Here is a 19,881-nt window from a genome sequence, read left to right on the forward strand (position 1 = left end):
ATATGTCAGAAAGAGTACAAACCCCATTCAATGGTATTACTACCATGCCTGCGTATCAGGAAGGCGATATGCTTTCACTGGTAAACTTACGCCCCGAAGGCGGTGTTTTAAACCCCGTTTCCCCCCGGAAAATAACACATGAACTATCACAGCAATACGACATTGTTTTCATCCATCAGAACAATGACTATAAAAACTGGATAGGAGTAATCAACCAAAACGGATATGCATCCGTATATTGGGATATATTGAGCGACAACCCCAAAACAATTACATCCTACATTCAAGATACCATACACAGCATTCAGCAAGTAGGAAATACCCTTTCGCTAATATCAGACAGTAATATATATTACCTGTTCTATCAGAATCAGGAATATACATTCTTAGGCGAACTTCCCGAAATACCTGTTATCCGGCTCGGCACAAACGCTACAGCTAAGGCGCAACTCTACTATGCCAACGAATATGGTAAAAACACCATTAGCAAAAACAACTTTGTCGATGCCACAAAGGGGCTGCTCAACAAAGGCAGGGATCAGCTTGTCGATCAATACGGTCAACAGTTCTTCGATGGGTTTATACTGCGTTATGCATTCAGGCTCTACGATGGCACTCTGGCTAAACATTCTCCACCGATACTGGCATTACCGCCAAAAGATATTACAGAAATAAAGCAGTTGCAGTTCCGCTTCTATTTCTATGATGGCGAATGGCTGACAGACGACTCCTTTGTTACTACCGAAGGCTTTACCCTCAATCTCGGCTACGATTTAACCGGGGAACTAAATAACTGGACTGAGATCATTAAGTCTGTCGATATTTTCATATCCCCTCCGTTGGGCATTTCCAATACCGAAGATATCGATTCCAATATACTAAACGATGTAACTAGTTTTTGGAATGTTATCAATATTCCTAAAACGTACACATCCGGCATCCTGTCAAAAGTAAGGGATGCTTCTACATTCTACCTTATACGAAGCCTTGATATCGGCACAACATCCGGTTTCCTCGGCGATATACTTCCCGATAAAGAAAAAGACGTTTCCCTGCTCGACAACCTCATCTATCAGGAGCTAATGGCTAACGACAACTTCTCGAACCATAAATACGGCGCATCCGCTACCTATGTCTATAACAACAGGCTGCATCTTGGAAATATAAAGACCACATTCTTTCGGGGCTTCCATCCAGGATACTTCAATTGGTGGACAGCCTACAACGGCGTTGACAAAACTACCGGCACTACCAGGCGCATAGTTACCGAAGTAGAAGTACAGGCCGGCACATCTGTCGGCAAGGTATATTCCGCTTACAGCGATTACTTTTCAGTCAGCAAGCTGTTCTCCAGTGCTATGATATCATACCCCGATCCGCGCGCACGCCGTATCACTATCTACGAGGTCGATGACAACAATGTATGGACACGCGTGTTTACCGCACCCCTGCAAACGCACAACTTCCTCAATGTCGCATATTACCTGAACGGGGATTTAAAGCCGATAGTGGGTGAAACAACACCACTACCTGTAACACCACCTGATACATCCAAAGAAGTCACCCTGTCGGAACCAAACAAGATAAAAGTATCCGAATTAAACAACCCTGTAGGTTTCCCCAATGCAAATACCTATCAGGTAGGCAACGGCACTATACTCGCTATGGCCACCAATGCTATGAACGTATCCGACCGCAACTACGGGCAGTACCCGTTGTATGTATTCACCACACAGGGCATATGGAATATGAATATCGGCGATGGCGAGGTGCTTTATTCCACTTTGTCTGCTCCCACATCATCCGAAACGCCCACTACTGCCATTGTAGGCGAAACACCCTATGGCGTTGCATTCACCACGCAGCGAGGGTTGAGTATTATCAACGGGCAGGCAGTACAATTTATCTCCCCGCAAATCGAACAACGCCCGTTGCCTTTAAGCATAGAGACAAACGCCCATTGCGATGGCGTTGTGTTCCTACCGGTCTACGAAAAATTTTCCGATATACTGAAGGGTATTTCCGCATTGATCTACAACCCGTATCACAACGAACTTATTATTAACACGCCCGGCAAAGATTCAAACTTTGTACTCCGGTTGGACTATAACCAGTTCTACCAATCTACCGAAAAGGTTGATCTGGTAGTCGGCAATGCCTTTCCCGAACTTTTGGTTATAGGCGACAATAAGGTAAAAGATTTTTCTTTATCTCAGCCCCCGTCCACTCACGTCAGTTTCATCATGCGCCCTTTGCAATTAGGCATTGTGGGTATCAAGAGGCTCGAAAGAATGATTATGAGAGGTACATTGTTCAATGTAAAGAATCCGGCGGAGGACAAATTCTCTATGGCTATTACATACCACTCCAACGATGGTGTCAACTTAATGGCTCTTCGCGGACTGTCTTTGCCGCAGGGCAATATCAGGGATAAGGATATGGGATTGTTCGGTTCTGGTAAATTCAGCCGTTTTTCATTCCTGTTTGCAGGTATGCTCGACGACAACAGCCAGATACAGTTTCTCGAATCGGTTATCAATGCAGAATACAACAATACCAAAATGAGGTAATAATTAAGGGGCTTTAAATCGACAAAGCCCCTTGTTCTATTCCGTTATTTTCGAATATTCGGATATGGTGTAGATATTCGGATGCACCATATTCTCAAACGCAACCATTTCCATTATTAGCTTATTGCCGTTGAGCTTATATTTTATACAAACTTTTTGATCTGAGTTTGCAATCCACTTTAGATAGCCGTCCTCTATCTTATAAGAGATAGCTTGGTCTTTCTCTAAAACAGATGAAACAATAATAGAATTTTTGTTATTTATTTCTATTCTAACTTCTTTTGCGTTAAATAATCCAGATTCAGGTATAATATCCGGCTCTCCATAATTACCCAAATACTCAGTAACCACCGCATCAACAGGATAAAGCACATCGCCTTTTTCCTCATCATACCGTGCCGGATTAATGGTCTTGCTATATTCCACCTTCCACTTGCCTACTATCTTTTCATCTATCATACTAGTTCCGTTACCTTGTTTGCCTCCGTCTGTTCCGTCATCATCCGATGAGCATGATGCAAACATCCCTATCAATAAAAATATATACAATATATGTTTCATTTCATGTAAAGATTAATCGTAAGCCAAAGTTAATAAAATATTCATATTTGTAGTATATGTATTATAAAAAGGTATGCTGCATAAAAAAATAGGGCTTATCTCACGACAAACCCTATCTCCCGATTAACCTTTAATTTAATAATACTGTATGAAACACATAATTTATCTTTACCGAAGATCAACTTCGCATATATTTTTTAGCATACTTCATATATTTCTTTTTGGCCGCTTTTCTTTCTTCGGGAGTCGATTTGTTATTTCGGCTCAATGGCGTAGAATAGAAGAAAGACGTTTGTTTGAGACTGAGCATATCTACATGCTTTGGAATCCATTTCTTACGTTTGAATCTGTTTATATCCTCCCTATTTACAGATACAAGTTTATTGCTGTATCGGATAACCTCTTCTGTCTGTTCATTTCCGTTAGCATCTTTCGTCTTTACTCTTTCTCTTACAGGCACTTCAAGAAGCATAACATGATACTGTTTGTTGAATGCCTTTTGCTTCATATCAGCCAAACGAATAGCAAGATTCATTTTTAGTGAGTGACGCCAATAGAAAAACCAATTACACAATCCTATGTAATATTCTTTAAAATCTGAACGTATAATACTTATAACTGACATCCTGTAGTAATGATAATTGTAAACAAAGAGGCTTGCAGCCTTTCAACTGCTAATTTACATATAAGCTTTTGTTCATGGCAATAATATGACCGGTAGTTTTCGACCACATAGCAATATTAGAAACTTGACTCTCCTACAGGTATTCTCAATCTTTCTCTGTCTTCTTCCTCTTTTATTATAACAGGCAAAGGCATTTCATAGAAACAAATATGAAGCCCTATCATGCGAGTCATAATAATATCATCGTGGTGTCCATCTTTGGCACCGAACGATCCGTTTTGCTTTTGTTCATATACTCTGGCTTCGTCTAAGGCATCTTCCGAACGCTCTATATAAGACTCTTCACGTAATACAGCCACATAAGTAGCACGTATCATCGGCTTAGTGCTCTTATTGGTATTAAAGCCATATTTGGCAGGAACACCCTCTTTTATCTTGTCGGCAGGAGTACGGCTATACAATTCATCGTAATATTCAGCAAGGATATTGAATATAGTTTCTGCATCATCTTCCTTCGATTCAGAGTCGTAAGTATTGCTTTCAACTACTAACAGGGCATTATTGTAATATTTGGCTATCTGTGCTGCAATCCAGATAGTAATATCCTTATCTATCCTACCTTTCCATTGTGCTACTATCTCTGGCTTGTCTCCGTATATCATGCCGAAACGGTCTATAACGGTAATGACACCCCAGTCGGCACCTTCCGATATTCCTTTCTGCGGATCGAAAACAACCAGGTATCTGTCCGATACCTTTTGTGTAGTATCTGGAAAATCCCAGATACACAGTTTATCCCTACTCTTGCGTTGTCTAAGTTTAGGATCACTACTCTTCATTGCCCCAGTAGCTTCCTTATCTTCTGCAAAACGGATATTAGAAAGAATAGTTTTCAAGTCTCTGTCTTTCATTTTAAACATAGTAGGACTTGCATCTGCGACAAGTTCCCCGACAGCAACAGGCGGTTTGCATTTGCTTCGCATTCTCTCTATATGTTTCGCCCTGAATGCAGGTAACCCGGAATCCTGGAATGCTTCTATATCATCACTAGGGAACTCTTGCATCATAAGTTCGTCCGTGTCCATTTCCGCATTTTTACCACGGTACCAGTTTAGATTTTCAAGAGTACATTCTTCGTGATTGGCAAACAGGTCTAGTTCTCGTTCCGTCAATGACAGTATAAAATCGACTATGTCTCCTTCTACTTTTTTGCCAGACTCATTATTATAGGATCCGTTTATAGGCTCTGTATATCTGTCATCATAATACCAGGGTAAGAAAATCGGCTCGAATGCTGTTTCTTCTTTTTTTGCTTTCAGCCATTGTGAGTGAAAATAATCTCCTACACCATTGGCTGTACTCTCATAGACAATCATAGTAAGAGGAACACGTTTGATAGGGCTTATTATACTACCGATAAGTTGTGAAGTCCCTTTTTTGGTAGTATTCGGATAGAAGGCTATTTCCGATAAGTGTGCTAATTTAGGGTTTTGGCTTCGGACAGACTCCGGTGCTTCGGCCGACCCAACAGTAATACGGCATCCTGTTTGATGAACTATTTTTATATTCTGGGTATTATTGAATGGTCCTATTGTATATTTTTCTCCGCTTATAGGTGGCATATTCTGGATAACCTTATCAAACATAGCGCGTATAGTATTGGCACTATCTTTTACGTGGGCAGCAATAACGCTATGCCAGTTCTTTTTATGTACTATCTGAATCCACGCCATATACAACTGCGTAACAGTTGATAGCCCCATTTGTCGGGCTTTGAGAATAATTATGCGTATCGGCACTCCGGACAACCTCATTGCTTCCAGTTTAGCAAGAAACCTTCTTTGTGCTCTTTTTAGCCGGAAGGGTATATCTTCTGCCGTATCTCCGTCCTCTATGGTCTGATAGGCTACGGCAAAATACTCGAAGTCGTATTTTATGCGCACCTCGCAAAAAGTAGTCCAGAATGCGAAATATGTTTTTATATTTAGCTCTATCCCTGTTTCTTCAAAGAGTTTAGCAACCGAACCGTATTTTTTCAGTTGCCTGCAAATCTTTGTTTTCATCATTTTTTCAGGAAGATAGAAAATACATATCTCTGTGTCTATATTAGATGTTAAGAAACAGGGTGCATCTGCTACTTTCAGGCACACCCTTTTCCCAACACACCCCTCTCCTGTAATAGGGTCATAAGGCTTATCTATTTCCTTATGCTTATGTGTATTCCTTTTTATTATATCATTTACATCAAGCAAGCTAAGGTATAATTATATGATAGTAAAAAGCCTGTTTTTCACAAAAACCTCCTAAACGGCGTCTTCGGCCTTTCCTCCTTAAAAGATCCGAACAAATCCGCCCTATTTCCTGTCTTGAAGCACACGTTAAATAAATAGTCGCTCCAAACCGGTTCACGCGTGTCTACCTCCCCTTCCTCCAGTTCGATAGGAGGATTGAGGTTTACTTTGCCTACTGCGTCTATCACAATGTCGCTGTCTTCGTAGTAGTTACCTTTAAAACTGATTACATTGTCGAGGTCTTCTCTTTCTTTGCATGAGTAATATTTTGTTTCCATAATTGTTAATTGATTAATTGTTCTTTTTCTTCATCGGTCAAAATGCGGTCGAATACTGCGAGTTGCAGAATGCCTTCATTGTCGAGGTCTTCGTGAATATTCCATGTGAGCAAGCATTTTCCATATCATAGGTCAACAGGTCGGCGGTGCGGGTTACCTGCGTATTTGTCGGTGCGGGTATATATGATGTAACATCACCTTTTTCCACTTGAAATCCTGTAAATACAAAATCTTTCGTGTCGTATTCCTTTCTTTTCTGTAATCCAACATACCCGCCCGAACCTGCGGCAGTGTACGTGGAGGGAGCTCTAAACGAAACTCGGCTATATGGCATCCTGACTGCCGTCATCTCTCCAAAGTCGGCATCATTTATATTATATTTGCTCCGTTCCCACCTTATACCCGCAGTTAGAGTTGAACGCAAATCAAATTCTCCACCGATATTGTCATTGTAGTCTTTAACGAAAACAGAATAATGGTAGGTAACACCATCTTCGGTATATCCATCAAACCGTCCCCACCAAATAGCGTAAGACATTGATTCGTCAGGATATGGCATCGCTGCCGTTCTTGGAAACACATCGAAACCGTCGCCAAATGCCACAATACTTGATTTTAGAGGATTTGCATCCTGATCTATACCGGAACTGCTTAAATAGAGATTAGTCGATTCCTTTTCTATCAGTATTTTAGGTTTTGAGGAATAATAACCATAATCTAGCCGTGGCATATTGGCTTCTGTCATTACTATATTCTTCGCCTTATTAAATACGCTTGCGCCCGATGCCCTCGAAAAAGGAAAAGACACCACATCGCCCGTGCGAGGGTTCATGCCATAAATCACCCCTATGTTATATGCTCCGGGAATAAGTACCGTTTTTGCGGATTCAAGAACCAACGGCGGCAAGGTGGCGAAAGCATTGCGCAAAGTGGGTAAATCATATTGCACAGACAGTGGCGACAAGTTGACTATAAAGTGATTGAGGGCTGTAACTTCGAAGCCGAAATCTTCCATCATTTGCAGGAAGTTTTTATTTATCCATTTGTTGTTTTCGAAGATGGGAATGTCGTTTGTCTGCGGGTTGGAAATCGCAATTTCACCGCCAAAGTCTGGAATCGCCCGATATCCACCCGTTTGCATATCCCACCTATACATTGTGTTTGTGGATTCATCTATATATATCACGCCTGGTTTTCCTTCTTCGGGGAAATCGTCAACACTAGCACTAGGCTTTATGCCATTATCTAAAAAAAAAAGTGCCTCGAACTTTTCGTAGATATTCTCCGGAGTGATTTCTTCGCCATCGAGGGTGATGCCGTCTGTCCATTTACCGGATAAACTCCATTCTGGTTTTCCTGCTATATAAAAACATACACCTTTTTCAGTAGGATCGTAGATTATCCTATTCTTTGCAACACCCATATAAACCACACCATTGTTGCTTATATTTATCTGGCCCTCTGTTGTCTTTATTGTAATCATGTAAATCTGTTTTTAATTATTTTGAAACCAAACCAACCCAAAAGTATTAACAACAATATCCTGCCACACCATACCTGAAATGATTGAAAAGATGTAAGGCGGTTTACTTCTTTTTCCACATCTACGGGATAAGTCACGCGGATAGTGTCGTTTATATAGATAGAATCCTTAACTATCTTATCTTTCCAGTAATACCTGTCTTTATACATAAATTGATATACGGTATCTCCCTTCTTATATTCGGTAAAGTATATTGAATCACGGATATACACAGAATCGCGCCCCTCCGATTTATTATATTCATTCTTTGAACTTTCAACAGGCACATAAATAGTCTTTGCCTTGCAGCCAAACAGACCAACCAGAATAATAAATATAATTATCAGCAGACATAACCATTTAGGAGGGGTTGAAAAATCGTCCTTTTTTTCTTTTCTCATAACTTCAATTCAAAATGTGGATAATCCCAGCCCCAATCGCCACCCCAGACAACAGTTAATCCCAGTTCTTTCGCTTTTGCTTTTATATGGTCTGATATCAGTTTCAGGCATCTATGTGTGTCTTTGTGGTTTACCTGCACCTGTCCCTTAAAGAATGGGTATATATCAACCGCGCAACCTAAGCCGTCTTTCACGCCGTCTGCTTCATCCTGATGATTACTTAGCTTTTTCACACCGTCAACTTTGGTAACTATCGCTCCCGGTTTGGTTCTCCCCTGAGCGTATAACTCCTGTTGTCGTTTAGTTGTCCGCAATCCTTCTACTACCGTGAAATCCACAGGGCTATCCGGTATAGATGCCATTAGCAGCTCAACCAGTAACGGGTGAACACCTTCCATATTCTTAAGGCTCCGTTCTCCAAATTTATACACCATCTTTCTTTTCCTCCTCTGCTTTATTCATAGCGTCTTTTACACTATCAGGTAATAATTTAATAATCTGAAAACTAACTAAGTGATATACCGCTTTTATCCATAAATGATTAGGATAGGCATTCGATAAGTTTCTTAATCCATTGCGGAAATAGTAATAAAGAGCTATCCATGTGAGCACCTGAACGGCATATACGCTTTTTTCGTTATGCGCCATTAAATCCATTATCATTTTTAGTATATAGGTAATGCCTACAATAATAAATAGTTCTACAAGGCTATCCTTGAACTTCTTTTTCTTGAAGTTTCGCCAATTTTTTAGGCTTACATCATCGGCGCGCATTCCGGCAAGTATATTGAATGCGAACGCAGCAAATAGGGCATACATGAAAGTTATTGTACTATCAAAGTAAGCTGCTGCCATGCTAAATAGGCTTATTAATATTGTTTGCAGGCTTCCCATAAATGGCATTTTGTCAATTATCCGTTCCATCTTTCAAATACTTTACGAAAGCAAAAAGCTTTCTATTTTTCAAATATTCCAAATTACCATCATTCGCATATGCTTCGCGCTCGAAACTTATATTATAATACGCCTTGTTTCTGTCACGATACTGGATTATCCTTATCACCCATTCTATAATATACCATAGGTAGAAAATAAGCCAAAGCATTTCTCTTCCTTGTCTGGTATGTATGGCTTCATGGTTTTGATTTGTATCACTCAGCAGTCCTTTATCTTTACGGGCAAAGACTACACCGAACAGATTTATTGCCTTGTATTTCTTTCCTGGCAGGTATGAATTATAAATTATTTTCATCAGGATATTTGTATTTTATAAGCACTTGTTTCTTCTCCACCGGCAGATGTTTCCTTCGGAATATATACGACATCCGTATCAGAACCATAAATATTTTCTTTCGAAAATTCAAACAGGGGGGCAAAGACGGTAATATAGGGTGAACCATAATGTGCAGCTGCTAAAAAAGACCCTCTATTAGAAAAAGAAATTCCTGTCCCTGTCCCGGCTAACGCCTCCAATGCCGGCATTTTCACATATGTTGTACCATTCCATTGATATAGGGTGATACAGGGAGAACTGCTGTGCGCCACTGCAATTTTGTTTCCGTCAGGAGAAAAAGAAATACCATTGCCTACCTGTGGTAATGCCTCCAATGCCGGCATTTTCACATATGTTGTACCACTCCATTGATATAGGGTGATACAGGGAGTACCCACATGAGTAACAGCAATTCTGTTTCCGTCAGGAGAAAAAGAAACTCCATTGCCTGTCCCGGCTAACGCCTCCAATGCCGGCATTTTCACATATGTTGTACCATTCCATTGATATAGGGTGATATAGGGAGAACCGCTATGCGCCACTGCAATTTTGTTTCCGTCAGGAGAAAAAGAAATACCGCGACCTCTTCCCGGCAAAGCCTCCAAAGCCGGCATCTTTACATATGTTGTACCATTCCATTGATATAGGGTGATATAGGGAGATCCTACATGAGCAACAGCAATTCTGTTACCGTCAGGAGAAAAAGAAACATCTGATCCATTATCAGGCAAAGCTTCCAAAGCCGGCATTTTCACATATGTTGTACCATTCCATTGATATAGGGTGATATAGGGAGAACCGCTGTGCGTCACTGCAATTTTGTTTCCATCAGGAGAAAAAGATGCACTAGACCCATAGTCTGGTAACGCCTCCAATGCCGGCATTTTCACATATGTTGTACCACTCCATTGATATAGGGTGATATAGGGAGAACCCACATGAGTAACAGCAATTCTGTTACCGTCAGGAGAAAAAGAAACATCTAATCCATTATCAGGCAAAGCTTCCAAAGCCGGCATTTTAGTATAGGCTTTTACTTTTCCATATATCACATCGCCCTTATTTACATCCATACCAAATGAAATATCTATGACAGGAGCATTTACTTCTATTCCTGTATTAATAGACCTTATCTTGTCTCCATATTCTCTTAAAAGAGTCGTATCAGTGATAATTACCCCTTTTTCTCCTATGGCCGACTGTATGTCTTCGACAGAAGTTGTTAATGCCTGAAGTTTCTGTTCTGTGGTTCCCATTATATAACCTCCCTGTTTATTGCGTCAAGTACGTTATTTATATTGCCGATACTGGCTAGCTGAGTATAGAACTCTTTTTCTGTCCCTGTGTATCCATTTTCCTTTGCCTTGTCATAAGAAGTTTTATATTCAATAAAACGACCGTCTCCTGTCGAGTTGCTATCGGGACTCCAAACATATTGTTTAGATTTATCCATATCTTTCTGATTAAGAAGCCTCATATTACCCTCTCCGGGTTTACCTTCTGGCAATTTAAAATTGACCTTATAGATAGGTATTCCGGCAGGAGTTTCCCCGTCAGGCACAATCTCCACCTCTGCCGGTTGTCCATAAGGAACACTGGTTGTCGTTCCGGCTTCTATGACAGGTATTTTGGATGAATCAGAAACTTTCCAGTTATTTTCTTCTAGCCATTCAGACAAAGACTCTCCTACAAACTGCTCTGATATCCATTCACCCGAAACCAATGAATATGTTAGTTCTTGTCCTAAGCTTCGTGATGCTTCCGGCACTGAACTTCTGGCGGTTGTTTTATCCTGATAATCATAAGTATCATTCAACTGTGATACATTGATATGTGGAAAAATAAACTTATCTTGTTTTCTATCATCCAAATCTTTCAATGTTCCGGCATACCCGCCCGTCCTTGCCATGTCTTCCGGTATGGCAATATCGCTTCTCTTTGTCCATCCCCTTTCATTATCTTTGACAACATAAGCATATATACCGTTTTTCGACTCGTCTGTATCACTTATTACAGAAACAAGCTGTCCGTTCAGTATAAACCTGCCATTATCAGCTATAGGGCTTTCTTTATCAGCATACATCAAATCATAGGTATCATAGGTCTTTAGAATGCCCAGATTCATAGCACCTACGACAAACCGTTGTTTTTGCTCATTCCATACCAATATGTCACCTTCACGCATCAGGTCAGATGTCAATATTTCAAAGAATGAGTTTAAACTGTCTCCTTTTATGGGTTTCCAATTACCCCTGTCTTCTATTCCGGGATGGTATGTATAGAATGTGTTCTCATCGTGGACAAATGCAAATGTATATTTTTCATTACCATCTGGGTATTTCTCGTACAGTTGAACCACAGTATCCACAGGAGCTTTCATATACCTGAATGCCGGTAACAGCATGAGTGCTTTCCAAAAATCAGAAGGAAGGCTGCTAATTGTATTATTTTGGCAATTATTCATAGATCAATGTATTATCTCTGTTGCTTTATTTTCCAATACCTGCGCTATATCAGGCTTCTCAAATATGTAAAATACTTGGCTCGCACATAAATATGCAAGCGGTACGAATAACTTATCGCTTAATCGGGGTTCATTATCCAGGGTTGGTATAAGAGGTATATACAAAGCTTCTTCTACTATATGTTTGTATCCTTTAGGTAAGGAATAATACTCAATCACATTCTTTGCTGCCAGTGTTATATTCTCCCCAATGCGTTCTTTTATACCTTTGCTGTTAAGGACGCATACCGGTCGCACTACATTTCCCCGTGTATATTCATTTGCCTGTATTCGGGCAATAGGATCGGAACTGTCAATAAGTGTTTCTGCCGCGACCTGCCAGCCTTTCATTTTGAAAGAAGCAAGAATATAGAAATCTTCGGGCAAAACTATATAGCCTGTTCCCATCGGTACATCAGGCACTAACTTGTGATTCGAGAAATCGTTAATTGTAAAGTATGTCTTCGGTAACATATTGACCGCTTTACGCCACGCATCCACGAAAACACTTTCTATATGCCCTTTTACCTTAGTGGTATCCGAACCGATAAAAGCATTCGACTCGGTATCATTCCATCCGAGCTCATTCATTATTTGCATCACACGTGCTATAAATTTTGCTTTCATCTTTTCTCTTTTTTTATGCGTCAGCCAATTGGCACATTTTCATATTGGCTTATTTGCTCATTAAATAAAGGCTGCTAGCATTCTAGCACTAACAGCCTTTTTATAATATTCTTCTCAGAGTTGATTACTCTATTTTTAAGTCTGGGAAAGAAACACCTAGCTCTGTAGCTTTCTTTAGTATTGCTTCTGGATTCTTCTGTACTCCTTGTGGAGATACACCGTAAGTTTCAATCAGAATATCTCTGGCATCGAGAGGACTTGTTACGCCTGTATGAACTTTTTCTTCGGCTTTCCCCTCTTCTGTTTTCTCGGTTCCTGAACCGGCAGATTCTTCTTCTGTTGCCGCTTTTAGGGCATCAGCCTCTTTCTGTGCATTTGTTCTCGAGTCAGAGCGAGCCACATTTAGCTTATCTTCTGTTTTCTCGGTTCCTGCCAATCCGCTAACATCTTCATCAAATCCGCCTGCGGTAGTTCCGGGCGCGACACCGATACGCCCATCTTTAAAATATTCTGAATCTTCAACAGCCTTTTGTGTTGCTGCATCTTGAATTATACAGTCTTTCTCATTGCCTTTGAATGAAACAGACTTAATTTTCCCATTTACACTTACCAGAAATGTATATTTTACTCCTGTTTTCGATATATATCTTTTTGCTGCCATAATTATAATTTGGTTGAACAGATAATAGCAGGAAGGGGATAGCCCCCAACCTGCATGAATTTATTTTATGTTAGTGAAACTCGTGAGTGTGCATCTGGGTTACGGAGTACCAGTCCGCATATTTCTATCAAAGCACGTCCATCGGAGTCCGATTGACCGGATTTTCTAAAATCAAAGTCTTGTACTCTCCATCCGAAGGTCCATTTTCGCAGGAAGTCGATATCAAGAATAAATCCTTTGTCTGCCATACCCATATCATCCAACGTCTGGTCATGGGCAATCAGCAACCTGCCGAACTTAGATACTATCTGTGTATATTCTACTCCATGAGACTGAACTGTAGAGCCAACATAAACAACTTTAGTATATTCAACCTTTTCAAGGGCTTCTAATAGGTCACTACCAACAATCAATGTTTTACGCTTGCTAGAATTGTTTCCAGTAAAGGCATGTTTCATTAAGGCTACGATGCTATCGGCTGTCACGCTCAAACCGCTAAAGCTAAATTCTTTACCCGCTTGCGTCCATATGCCTTCCGTGAAATATACATCCTCAGCCTTTTTGTTGTGTGCATTTGGAGTGACAATTTTCCATTTCACACCTAGCCAAAAAGAAACGTTCATTGTACGCCTCATATCGAATACGGCCTCTTCTTCCTGGTCTGTGAAAGTCCATTTTACTTCTTTCTTGGCACGTTCAAACAGGGTAGATACTTCTACCTGTGCCATGAATTTTTGTAGGTATTGGTAAAATTTGGTAGGAACTGCACTGTAAGGGTCTGTTTGTATCTGCGTTTCCGAACCGGCCCTACCGGCGCGAATTAATTTTGTTCCAACAGCAATAGCAGGAACGGTTGTGCCATCTCCACTTGCGGCAGGCTTACCATTGACTGCTACAACAATCGGATGTCCCGAACTATCTTTATTGATTACATAAAGCATCAGGGAGCGAAGCGGGTCAACTGCCCCATTCGGCAAATAACCTTGTATTCCTTTTGCTATAATTGTTTGCTCATTAGCAAATATTTTTTTATCTGACGTCTCCAGCACTACTTGCGAAGCTCCTGTGTCATCAATAGCAGTAGTGACGGTGGCCGTAAGTTCAATAGTGCTTATGGCATAATGTTCTACTTCCTGGTTTCGTGATGTTCTTTCTCCGTCTCCCAGAATCTTCTGGTCGTCTATTGTTCGGGCAATGGTGTCGAGGATAACATCATGTGGCCTGATCTTGGTGACACGTTCATCAAGCTCTGCCATTATCAAGTCTTCCGACCTCTCATTCATGCCAGTAACTTTAGTCATGGCATTAGTGTCGGCACTACCCCCTTTATCCAGAGCAGTAGCATCAGCAGTCATAGCCGAACCATCACCAACTCCAATTATGGAGCACAGTAGCATAAGCAATATCATAAATGCTCCGCTATCCTTCAATTTCAATAATTTCTGTTTCATTTTTAATAAAAATATTAGTTTGCAATATTTATTCTTTTACTTCTTCCATGCTATCATAGTAGCTACCTCCCGTATTTTTAGATCGGGTTTTATTTTTTCCCGCGCCTGTACCTCCGGCCATATCCGGAATAGGACTTTTGTCAGATGTAAGTTTTCTCAATGCAGGTCTTATCGCTTCGCCTTTCCCTTCCACATATCCGGTATCGGCAGCTTCCTGTACTCTCTGGTCACTTGTCTGCCCTTTGTCGATAAGCTCAAATATTTCAGCGGGAATATCCCCCATCAAGAAACTATCAGCTAATTGCATAATCCCTTCGTAAATCGCGGTTTTTCTTTCTTCTGGCAATTGGTTGTCAGTTACGTATTGGTCAAATCGCTTAAGGGATTCCTGGAAATTCTGTTGAGCCTGCTCTTGTTCTTCCCTACTCTGAGCCTGAGAAGCTTCGTATTCTTTCACGCCTTCCCAAAAGTCTTCATCTTCTTGTAGCACATCTCCATAAGCTCGGCCTATAGCTCTTCCGACAGGTACTTTATCTTCCCCTTCTCCATAGCTGGCTCCTATAATACCCCCAAATCGCGGATTATTGACAAGAAATTCGCTAAACCTTTGTTGAGATTCCATGTTTTTTTTATGAGCTCCTTTTACCGAATCGTAATCTTCACCGGCGTAACCCCACAACTCTTCATCTGTCGGCTCTCCTTGATAATCCGGATTAGCCTTCATGAATTTAGAGAGAACTCCGGCGCGCCCCCTAGGCGTTTCAGCCTGCTCAACGACAATTTCTCCTTCTGGTGTTTGTTTTGATGCTTTATCTATTTCTGCTGCCATATTGTAATATTTATACAGTTACATAATTATGCGTAACAAATAAATAGAATATAAAAGATGATCAATGTTGTAGATGAAAAAACTATCGGGGTGGTCGAAAAGTATGAGGATATAGGTTTATCAATTGCTTTGCTTTCAGGTAAATTTGTATTGTTTAATATACTTATATGGCAGAGTTATTTTATAGAGAAGACCGGGATCAGGATTTTATGAACGCCTGTGATATTATAAGGCAGAATTCTGATGGAAATGTCTCTGTTTCTCAAATTGTTGGCAAAGCGATATTGATGCCTGCAAGGTCGTTTTATATTCACCCCAGAGAATATGCCAAAATAATACGCAGAGGAAAAGAGAATCTCCCCAAAAGTGAAGCGTCTAAAGAGCTTCATCTTGAGATACTTAAAAGATATGAAATTTTAAAAAACGGGTGTCCGTCCCTAAGAGACGAGGAGATTAATAAAATAATTTCCGAACAATCAGCACCACGATTTTATATCTCTCAATCCAGAGGAATAATATTGTATTACGAATTGATGAAAAAATGAAATATATATTTGTCTTGGTTTTTATTCTGGTATTTATCTTGTTTGATATAAGAATTGGATATACAAACACGTCTCCATTATATACCCACTTGACCTATATATTTCAACACGCATCTATATCGCACCTGATTATAAATTCAATTTCCTTCATTGTCGTATTTTCAACTCTGGAACAGTTTGTAAGTAGAAAAATATTTCTTCCAGTATCTTTTGCTATTGCTGTTGTTACTTCTTTTCTGACTATGTACAATGTTTCAACTGTGGGTGTTTCTTCGGTTATATACGCTATGGTAGGATTATATATTGGCGTAACCTTATTTTATAGGGAGATAAAAATAGTAGATACCCGAAGATATTTGCTGAATATTTGTATGGTTTTAATAGGATTGACTATAAGCATGTTAAAAACAAATAGTAATTTTTATATACACATATATACTATACTACTTGGTTTTATTTCTGGGATATTATTATCTTTGAAAGAAAATCGAAATACATGAAATACATTAATTACATCCTTGCACTGCCTACACTTATATCATTATATATAATTTTTACAATAGAATTAGATATCCAAATTTTAAAATTTGGAGCACTTGAAAATGCTGACAAAATAAATAAAATTTTAATAAATATTTCGTACAGTTATTTTGCCGGTTTAGTCTTTTATCTACTTGTTACTTATATACCATATTATGAAAAACGAAAAAAGGCAGAGTATGCTATAGCTTATTTTATTGATATGATATATCACAAATCATTTGCCCCATTTTCATACTTGAATAATGGTTGTGAAACGCCAAATATAAACTATAAAATGTTGGATGTTGAAACATTAAAGAATATATTATCAAATAAGACATTGTCCAGCCATGTTAATAACGATCCGAAGTTAAAAACAATACATTCAGCCTTGTTAGTTAATAGAAAAGAGACAAAGGAGATAATTATTGACTTATTTGCATACATGGAGTTCTTGACTGGCGACCAAATACAATTGTTGTCCAAACTTGCAAATTCAAATTATTATATATTACTTAATGCTCCATACCTTCCAGATGTTGGAGAAGATATCTGTAACAGAGATCTTTCAACATGGGTAGAATTTTACAATTCTTTGATTGATTTTAATTCACTAGTACATAAGTTATACGACAGTATTGATAACTCGATCTACAAAGAGTTGAATTTAGGAGAATATTCAACTCAAAAGACAGTGTTCCATTTTGACATTAATATCAAAACATCTGATGATTAATTTTAGGTCTTGTAGTCCTGCGCTCCAATAGTTCTTTTGCTTCGTCTTTTACTTTTGCTGCACGCTCCATGTAGATAGCTGCATCACTCGGTAATTTTATTTCAAGCCATCTGTACATAATATAAGCTATGATAAACTGCCTTATCTTAATGTCAATGGGATGTGTCATATGTCTGTCGTAATCTTCTGGCATAAGAAGATGAAACGTATAATCCCTATCTTTCGAGAAGTCTTGTATCTCGTAATATGCAGTATCAACGGGAACCTCTCTCATATAAGCAGATAGGGCAGGGCTTATTTCAGCCTGTGCATCGAAAAATAATTCTCTGAACTTCGAAAGATAGGCCTCGTCAAACACAAGCTGCTCAAATAAATTGTTGCCATCTTTATCCACTTTATTTTTATACGATAAAGAACTTTCCTGTTTTACTCCTTGAAATATATTATCATGGGAGTATATAAATATCAAAGGTATTCTATTCATATTTTACGCTATATTTTTGTTCAACATCTGTGTAATAACAGGGTTAGACTGGCTCTGAACGGCTTGAAGCACATCCTGCGGAATGCCATTTTGCAACCCCGGCTGCACACCTTGTTGTCCTTGAGCCATAGCTAATTGCGCTTGTTCTATTTCTTGTTTTTTAGTCCTGATTGATTGCAGAAGTTTATCAGCGAATGGGAAGTTCCCATTTTCCAGTAATTGTTCTACATCAATAGCTCCTGCGCTCCATAACTGCATAAGCATTTCATTTATCATAAATCGGAAGGTTGGTGTTGATGAGCTTTCAGCAATACTTAGTTCCATTTCTGCATCCCTTACTACACTAGGGTCATATAATATTGCATTTTCGCTCAAGTTGTTACCATTAATTCTAACATATATAGGCTCATCGTAATATTGTTGAATCAATTTCATAGTTTTAGTGTACATGCCTTTTTTCAATGAACTGAAAGATTCAAACAACTCAGTCAGAGAAGTAGATGAATTTTGAATTTGCATTTGATAAAGGGCGGCAGGTGTTCCGGCTTTCGGTGCTTGCCCCTGCAATGCGCCCTGTACCCCCGATATGTCTTCCAATAACTTCAGTTGTATTTGGAGCATATCAATCAAACCTACATTAGTCGAATTATTTACAATCTGTTCTGGCAGTTTTCCTTTTTTACTTGTGTATAAAATTACTCCATTATAAGATGCCCACTCATCTGCATACATTTTTTCAGTCCATCCTTCCGGTATCGCATCTTTATCTATTGCAAGAACCCCTTTTGCCGATGCACGGGTAACAAAATCCTGCATAGTAATAAGCCTGTTGATATACCGTTGCTGATCTATAAAATCAGAAACGAAAGGAAATACCTGTCCGTCAAAAAATGGATATACCTTTAATGAGTATGGATGCTCCCCGTGCCAAAACGGTGTTTCTCCTTCTTTCAACACGTCGCCTTGCGGAGTCAGATAGTAATAATACCAATAGTTATCAATAAACCATACATAATCTATAAGTCTCATATCCTCTGGGGCAACCCCTTGTGCTGTTTGCTCCTGTATGCGATTTTCGTTTAGTCTGATTAATTGCAGTTCGTCCTCAATTTCTACTTTATAGAAATCACCATTAAGTGTATCATGGCACAAAAATCGCTCTTTACTCTCTTTTTTCCATACTTCGATTACCCTGCATCTGGTTTCGTCAGAAGGAGTAAAAAAACTTAATTGCCTCCTATTGCATTTAGTAAGATTTTGAGCGTAAATAACTGTTCTGCCTCTGTCGCACTCTCTGTAAATTTCTCGGATTCTTTCTGCTTTCTCTGGCGAACCATCAGCAAATTGAGCCATGACGTCGTACAATCCGACATCATGTATTTCACCCACTAAGTGGCAATCCCAGTGACGTGGGTCTTGTATATGATTATCAAAAAATATCCGATTGAAGTTTATCTTATCAATCCAAACATTCATTCTTCCATTTCTCCAACCGTATGTATTTTTAAATCCGCCGATACCCGTAACCAGATAATCAAGGAATACTGAATTATTCAACTCATTCAGTTCGTTCAACTGTGAAACATACTGAATTGTTGCTGACATAATCTCTCCTTTTTTCTGGCTATCCCTATCTCTGGCCCAGCATACCGGCTCTGTTGGCTGAGAGCGCATAACACCGGAAACTGAACGGACAATCCCCCTTATACGATTATTTTGCAATGGTATATTTCCCTGATTCAATATATTTTGCCTTTCAGTAATCCAACCACATTTGGTTTTCACCTTATCCGACCATTGATCTACAAAAGTATACACCTTGTTTCGCTCTGCCATATCCCGAAAACTTTCCAGACCCGCCCATGCTGTATAAGCATCCATCATCACATCATCATTTCTCCCAAAAATGTCATTGTTTCGGACAGTATCTATTTTTTTTCTTTCTTTATTTGGATATAGTTTAGCTGCTAGCTTTGGATTTGCTGTTCTCTGTACCATAACT

At 39.4% G+C, this 19,881-nt stretch carries 21 protein-coding genes; 4 read left to right on the forward strand and 17 right to left on the reverse strand.

The genetic code is table 11. From position 1 onward, the window contains the following. Positions 1–2: 2 nt before the first annotated feature. On the forward strand, positions 3–2,570 hold the full coding sequence (locus tag D0T57_RS02420; protein ID WP_163270517.1) for a hypothetical protein: 2,568 nt from the start codon (positions 3–5) through the stop codon (positions 2,568–2,570). Positions 2,571–2,606: 36 nt separating this feature from the next. Here D0T57_RS02420 and D0T57_RS02425 read toward each other — a convergent pair whose 3' ends face one another. The 15 genes from D0T57_RS02425 to D0T57_RS02495 form a co-directional block, all read right to left on the reverse strand. Then, positions 2,607–3,131, reverse strand: coding sequence for a hypothetical protein (locus D0T57_RS02425; protein ID WP_163270519.1), 525 nt, complete (start codon positions 3,129–3,131; stop codon positions 2,607–2,609). 178 nt (positions 3,132–3,309) lie between these two features. Beyond that, on the reverse strand, positions 3,310–3,666 hold the full coding sequence (locus D0T57_RS02430) for a hypothetical protein (protein ID WP_163270521.1): 357 nt from the start codon (positions 3,664–3,666) through the stop codon (positions 3,310–3,312). Between the two features lie 206 nt (positions 3,667–3,872). Then, a complete protein-coding gene (locus D0T57_RS02435) occupies positions 3,873–5,819 on the reverse strand; it encodes a hypothetical protein (protein WP_221412273.1) in 1,947 nt (648 codons plus the stop codon). A 227-nt stretch (positions 5,820–6,046) separates the two neighbouring features. Beyond that, entirely contained in the window at positions 6,047–6,325 is a 279-nt protein-coding gene (locus tag D0T57_RS02440; RefSeq protein WP_163270524.1) for a hypothetical protein, read from the reverse strand. Between the two features lie 37 nt (positions 6,326–6,362). Next, complete coding sequence (locus D0T57_RS02445) at positions 6,363–7,808, reverse strand: hypothetical protein (RefSeq protein ID WP_163270526.1); 1,446 nt, start codon at positions 7,806–7,808, stop codon at positions 6,363–6,365. Then, the gene (locus tag D0T57_RS02450) at positions 7,805–8,248 is read right to left on the reverse strand and encodes a hypothetical protein (RefSeq protein ID WP_255490462.1); all 444 of its coding nucleotides are present in this window, start codon (positions 8,246–8,248) and stop codon (positions 7,805–7,807) included. Before D0T57_RS02450 ends, D0T57_RS02445 begins: the two co-directional genes overlap by 4 nt. After that, a complete protein-coding gene (locus D0T57_RS02455) occupies positions 8,245–8,682 on the reverse strand; it encodes a M15 family metallopeptidase (protein WP_185154610.1) in 438 nt (145 codons plus the stop codon). Before D0T57_RS02455 ends, D0T57_RS02450 begins: the two co-directional genes overlap by 4 nt. Then, entirely contained in the window at positions 8,672–9,172 is a 501-nt protein-coding gene (locus D0T57_RS02460) for a hypothetical protein (protein WP_163270528.1), read from the reverse strand. Before D0T57_RS02460 ends, D0T57_RS02455 begins: the two co-directional genes overlap by 11 nt. Next, positions 9,156–9,500, reverse strand: a complete 345-nt coding sequence (locus D0T57_RS02465; RefSeq protein ID WP_163270530.1) for a hypothetical protein — start codon at positions 9,498–9,500, stop codon at positions 9,156–9,158. The genes D0T57_RS02460 and D0T57_RS02465 overlap by 17 nt, the downstream gene beginning before the upstream one ends. Continuing rightward, positions 9,500–10,777: a WD40 repeat domain-containing protein gene (locus tag D0T57_RS02470; protein ID WP_163270532.1), complete on the reverse strand. Its 1,278-nt coding sequence runs from the start codon at positions 10,775–10,777 to the stop codon at positions 9,500–9,502. The genes D0T57_RS02465 and D0T57_RS02470 overlap by 1 nt, the downstream gene beginning before the upstream one ends. Next, entirely contained in the window at positions 10,777–11,985 is a 1,209-nt protein-coding gene (locus tag D0T57_RS02475; protein WP_163270534.1) for a hypothetical protein, read from the reverse strand. Before D0T57_RS02475 ends, D0T57_RS02470 begins: the two co-directional genes overlap by 1 nt. 3 nt (positions 11,986–11,988) lie before the next feature. Next, positions 11,989–12,651, reverse strand: a complete 663-nt coding sequence (locus tag D0T57_RS02480) for a hypothetical protein (RefSeq protein ID WP_163270536.1) — start codon at positions 12,649–12,651, stop codon at positions 11,989–11,991. A 124-nt stretch (positions 12,652–12,775) separates the two neighbouring features. Beyond that, a complete protein-coding gene (locus D0T57_RS02485) occupies positions 12,776–13,312 on the reverse strand; it encodes a hypothetical protein (RefSeq protein WP_163270537.1) in 537 nt (178 codons plus the stop codon). A gap of 65 nt (positions 13,313–13,377) precedes the next feature. Further along, positions 13,378–14,763 carry a hypothetical protein gene (locus D0T57_RS02490; RefSeq protein WP_163270539.1) on the reverse strand — a complete coding sequence of 462 codons (1,386 nt, stop codon included), beginning with the start codon at positions 14,761–14,763 and terminating at the stop codon, positions 13,378–13,380. A gap of 28 nt (positions 14,764–14,791) precedes the next feature. Beyond that, positions 14,792–15,592 (reverse strand): hypothetical protein, encoded by an 801-nt coding sequence (locus D0T57_RS02495; protein WP_163270541.1) that lies wholly within the window; start codon positions 15,590–15,592, stop codon positions 14,792–14,794. Between the two features lie 167 nt (positions 15,593–15,759). Here D0T57_RS02495 and D0T57_RS02500 point away from each other — a divergent pair, with 167 nt between their 5' ends. The 3 genes from D0T57_RS02500 to D0T57_RS02510 are packed head-to-tail and all read left to right on the forward strand — an operon-like array spanning position 15,760 to position 17,395. After that, positions 15,760–16,137 carry a hypothetical protein gene (locus D0T57_RS02500; RefSeq protein ID WP_163270543.1) on the forward strand — a complete coding sequence of 126 codons (378 nt, stop codon included), beginning with the start codon at positions 15,760–15,762 and terminating at the stop codon, positions 16,135–16,137. After that, complete coding sequence (locus D0T57_RS16045) at positions 16,134–16,637, forward strand: rhomboid family intramembrane serine protease (protein WP_163270545.1); 504 nt, start codon at positions 16,134–16,136, stop codon at positions 16,635–16,637. The genes D0T57_RS02500 and D0T57_RS16045 overlap by 4 nt, the downstream gene beginning before the upstream one ends. Then, entirely contained in the window at positions 16,634–17,395 is a 762-nt protein-coding gene (locus tag D0T57_RS02510; RefSeq protein WP_163270547.1) for a hypothetical protein, read from the forward strand. Before D0T57_RS16045 ends, D0T57_RS02510 begins: the two co-directional genes overlap by 4 nt. Here the strand turns inward: D0T57_RS02510 and D0T57_RS02515 are convergent. Both D0T57_RS02515 and D0T57_RS02520 read right to left on the reverse strand, forming a co-directional pair. Beyond that, entirely contained in the window at positions 17,376–17,879 is a 504-nt protein-coding gene (locus D0T57_RS02515) for a hypothetical protein (protein WP_163270549.1), read from the reverse strand. The two genes, D0T57_RS02510 and D0T57_RS02515, sit on opposite strands and share 20 nt — an antisense overlap. 3 nt (positions 17,880–17,882) lie before the next feature. Next, entirely contained in the window at positions 17,883–19,877 is a 1,995-nt protein-coding gene (locus D0T57_RS02520; protein ID WP_163270550.1) for a hypothetical protein, read from the reverse strand. Positions 19,878–19,881: the final 4 nt, after the last annotated feature.

The sequence above is a fragment of the Dysgonomonas sp. 511 genome (assembly GCF_010501105.1).
Lineage (GTDB): Bacteria > Bacteroidota > Bacteroidia > Bacteroidales > Dysgonomonadaceae > Dysgonomonas.

Excerpts from the sequence above, each read along its gene's own strand:
- D0T57_RS02420 (WP_163270517.1), top strand. The coding sequence starts at position 3 with ATGTCAGAAAGAGTACAAACCCCATTCAATGGTATTACTACCATGCCT.
- D0T57_RS02425 (WP_163270519.1), bottom strand. The coding sequence starts at position 3,131 with ATGAAACATATATTGTATATATTTTTATTGATAGGGATGTTTGCATCA.
- D0T57_RS02430 (WP_163270521.1), bottom strand. The coding sequence starts at position 3,666 with ATGAATCTTGCTATTCGTTTGGCTGATATGAAGCAAAAGGCATTCAAC.
- D0T57_RS02435 (WP_221412273.1), bottom strand. The coding sequence starts at position 5,819 with ATGAAAACAAAGATTTGCAGGCAACTGAAAAAATACGGTTCGGTTGCT.
- D0T57_RS02440 (WP_163270524.1), bottom strand. The coding sequence starts at position 6,325 with ATGGAAACAAAATATTACTCATGCAAAGAAAGAGAAGACCTCGACAAT.
- D0T57_RS02445 (WP_163270526.1), bottom strand. The coding sequence starts at position 7,808 with ATGATTACAATAAAGACAACAGAGGGCCAGATAAATATAAGCAACAAT.
- D0T57_RS02450 (WP_255490462.1), bottom strand. The coding sequence starts at position 8,248 with ATGAGAAAAGAAAAAAAGGACGATTTTTCAACCCCTCCTAAATGGTTA.
- D0T57_RS02455 (WP_185154610.1), bottom strand. The coding sequence starts at position 8,682 with ATGGTGTATAAATTTGGAGAACGGAGCCTTAAGAATATGGAAGGTGTT.
- D0T57_RS02460 (WP_163270528.1), bottom strand. The coding sequence starts at position 9,172 with ATGGAACGGATAATTGACAAAATGCCATTTATGGGAAGCCTGCAAACA.
- D0T57_RS02465 (WP_163270530.1), bottom strand. The coding sequence starts at position 9,500 with ATGAAAATAATTTATAATTCATACCTGCCAGGAAAGAAATACAAGGCA.
- D0T57_RS02470 (WP_163270532.1), bottom strand. The coding sequence starts at position 10,777 with ATGGGAACCACAGAACAGAAACTTCAGGCATTAACAACTTCTGTCGAA.
- D0T57_RS02475 (WP_163270534.1), bottom strand. The coding sequence starts at position 11,985 with ATGAATAATTGCCAAAATAATACAATTAGCAGCCTTCCTTCTGATTTT.
- D0T57_RS02480 (WP_163270536.1), bottom strand. The coding sequence starts at position 12,651 with ATGAAAGCAAAATTTATAGCACGTGTGATGCAAATAATGAATGAGCTC.
- D0T57_RS02485 (WP_163270537.1), bottom strand. The coding sequence starts at position 13,312 with ATGGCAGCAAAAAGATATATATCGAAAACAGGAGTAAAATATACATTT.
- D0T57_RS02490 (WP_163270539.1), bottom strand. The coding sequence starts at position 14,763 with ATGAAACAGAAATTATTGAAATTGAAGGATAGCGGAGCATTTATGATA.
- D0T57_RS02495 (WP_163270541.1), bottom strand. The coding sequence starts at position 15,592 with ATGGCAGCAGAAATAGATAAAGCATCAAAACAAACACCAGAAGGAGAA.
- D0T57_RS02500 (WP_163270543.1), top strand. The coding sequence starts at position 15,760 with ATGGCAGAGTTATTTTATAGAGAAGACCGGGATCAGGATTTTATGAAC.
- D0T57_RS16045 (WP_163270545.1), top strand. The coding sequence starts at position 16,134 with ATGAAATATATATTTGTCTTGGTTTTTATTCTGGTATTTATCTTGTTT.
- D0T57_RS02510 (WP_163270547.1), top strand. The coding sequence starts at position 16,634 with ATGAAATACATTAATTACATCCTTGCACTGCCTACACTTATATCATTA.
- D0T57_RS02515 (WP_163270549.1), bottom strand. The coding sequence starts at position 17,879 with ATGAATAGAATACCTTTGATATTTATATACTCCCATGATAATATATTT.
- D0T57_RS02520 (WP_163270550.1), bottom strand. The coding sequence starts at position 19,877 with ATGGTACAGAGAACAGCAAATCCAAAGCTAGCAGCTAAACTATATCCA.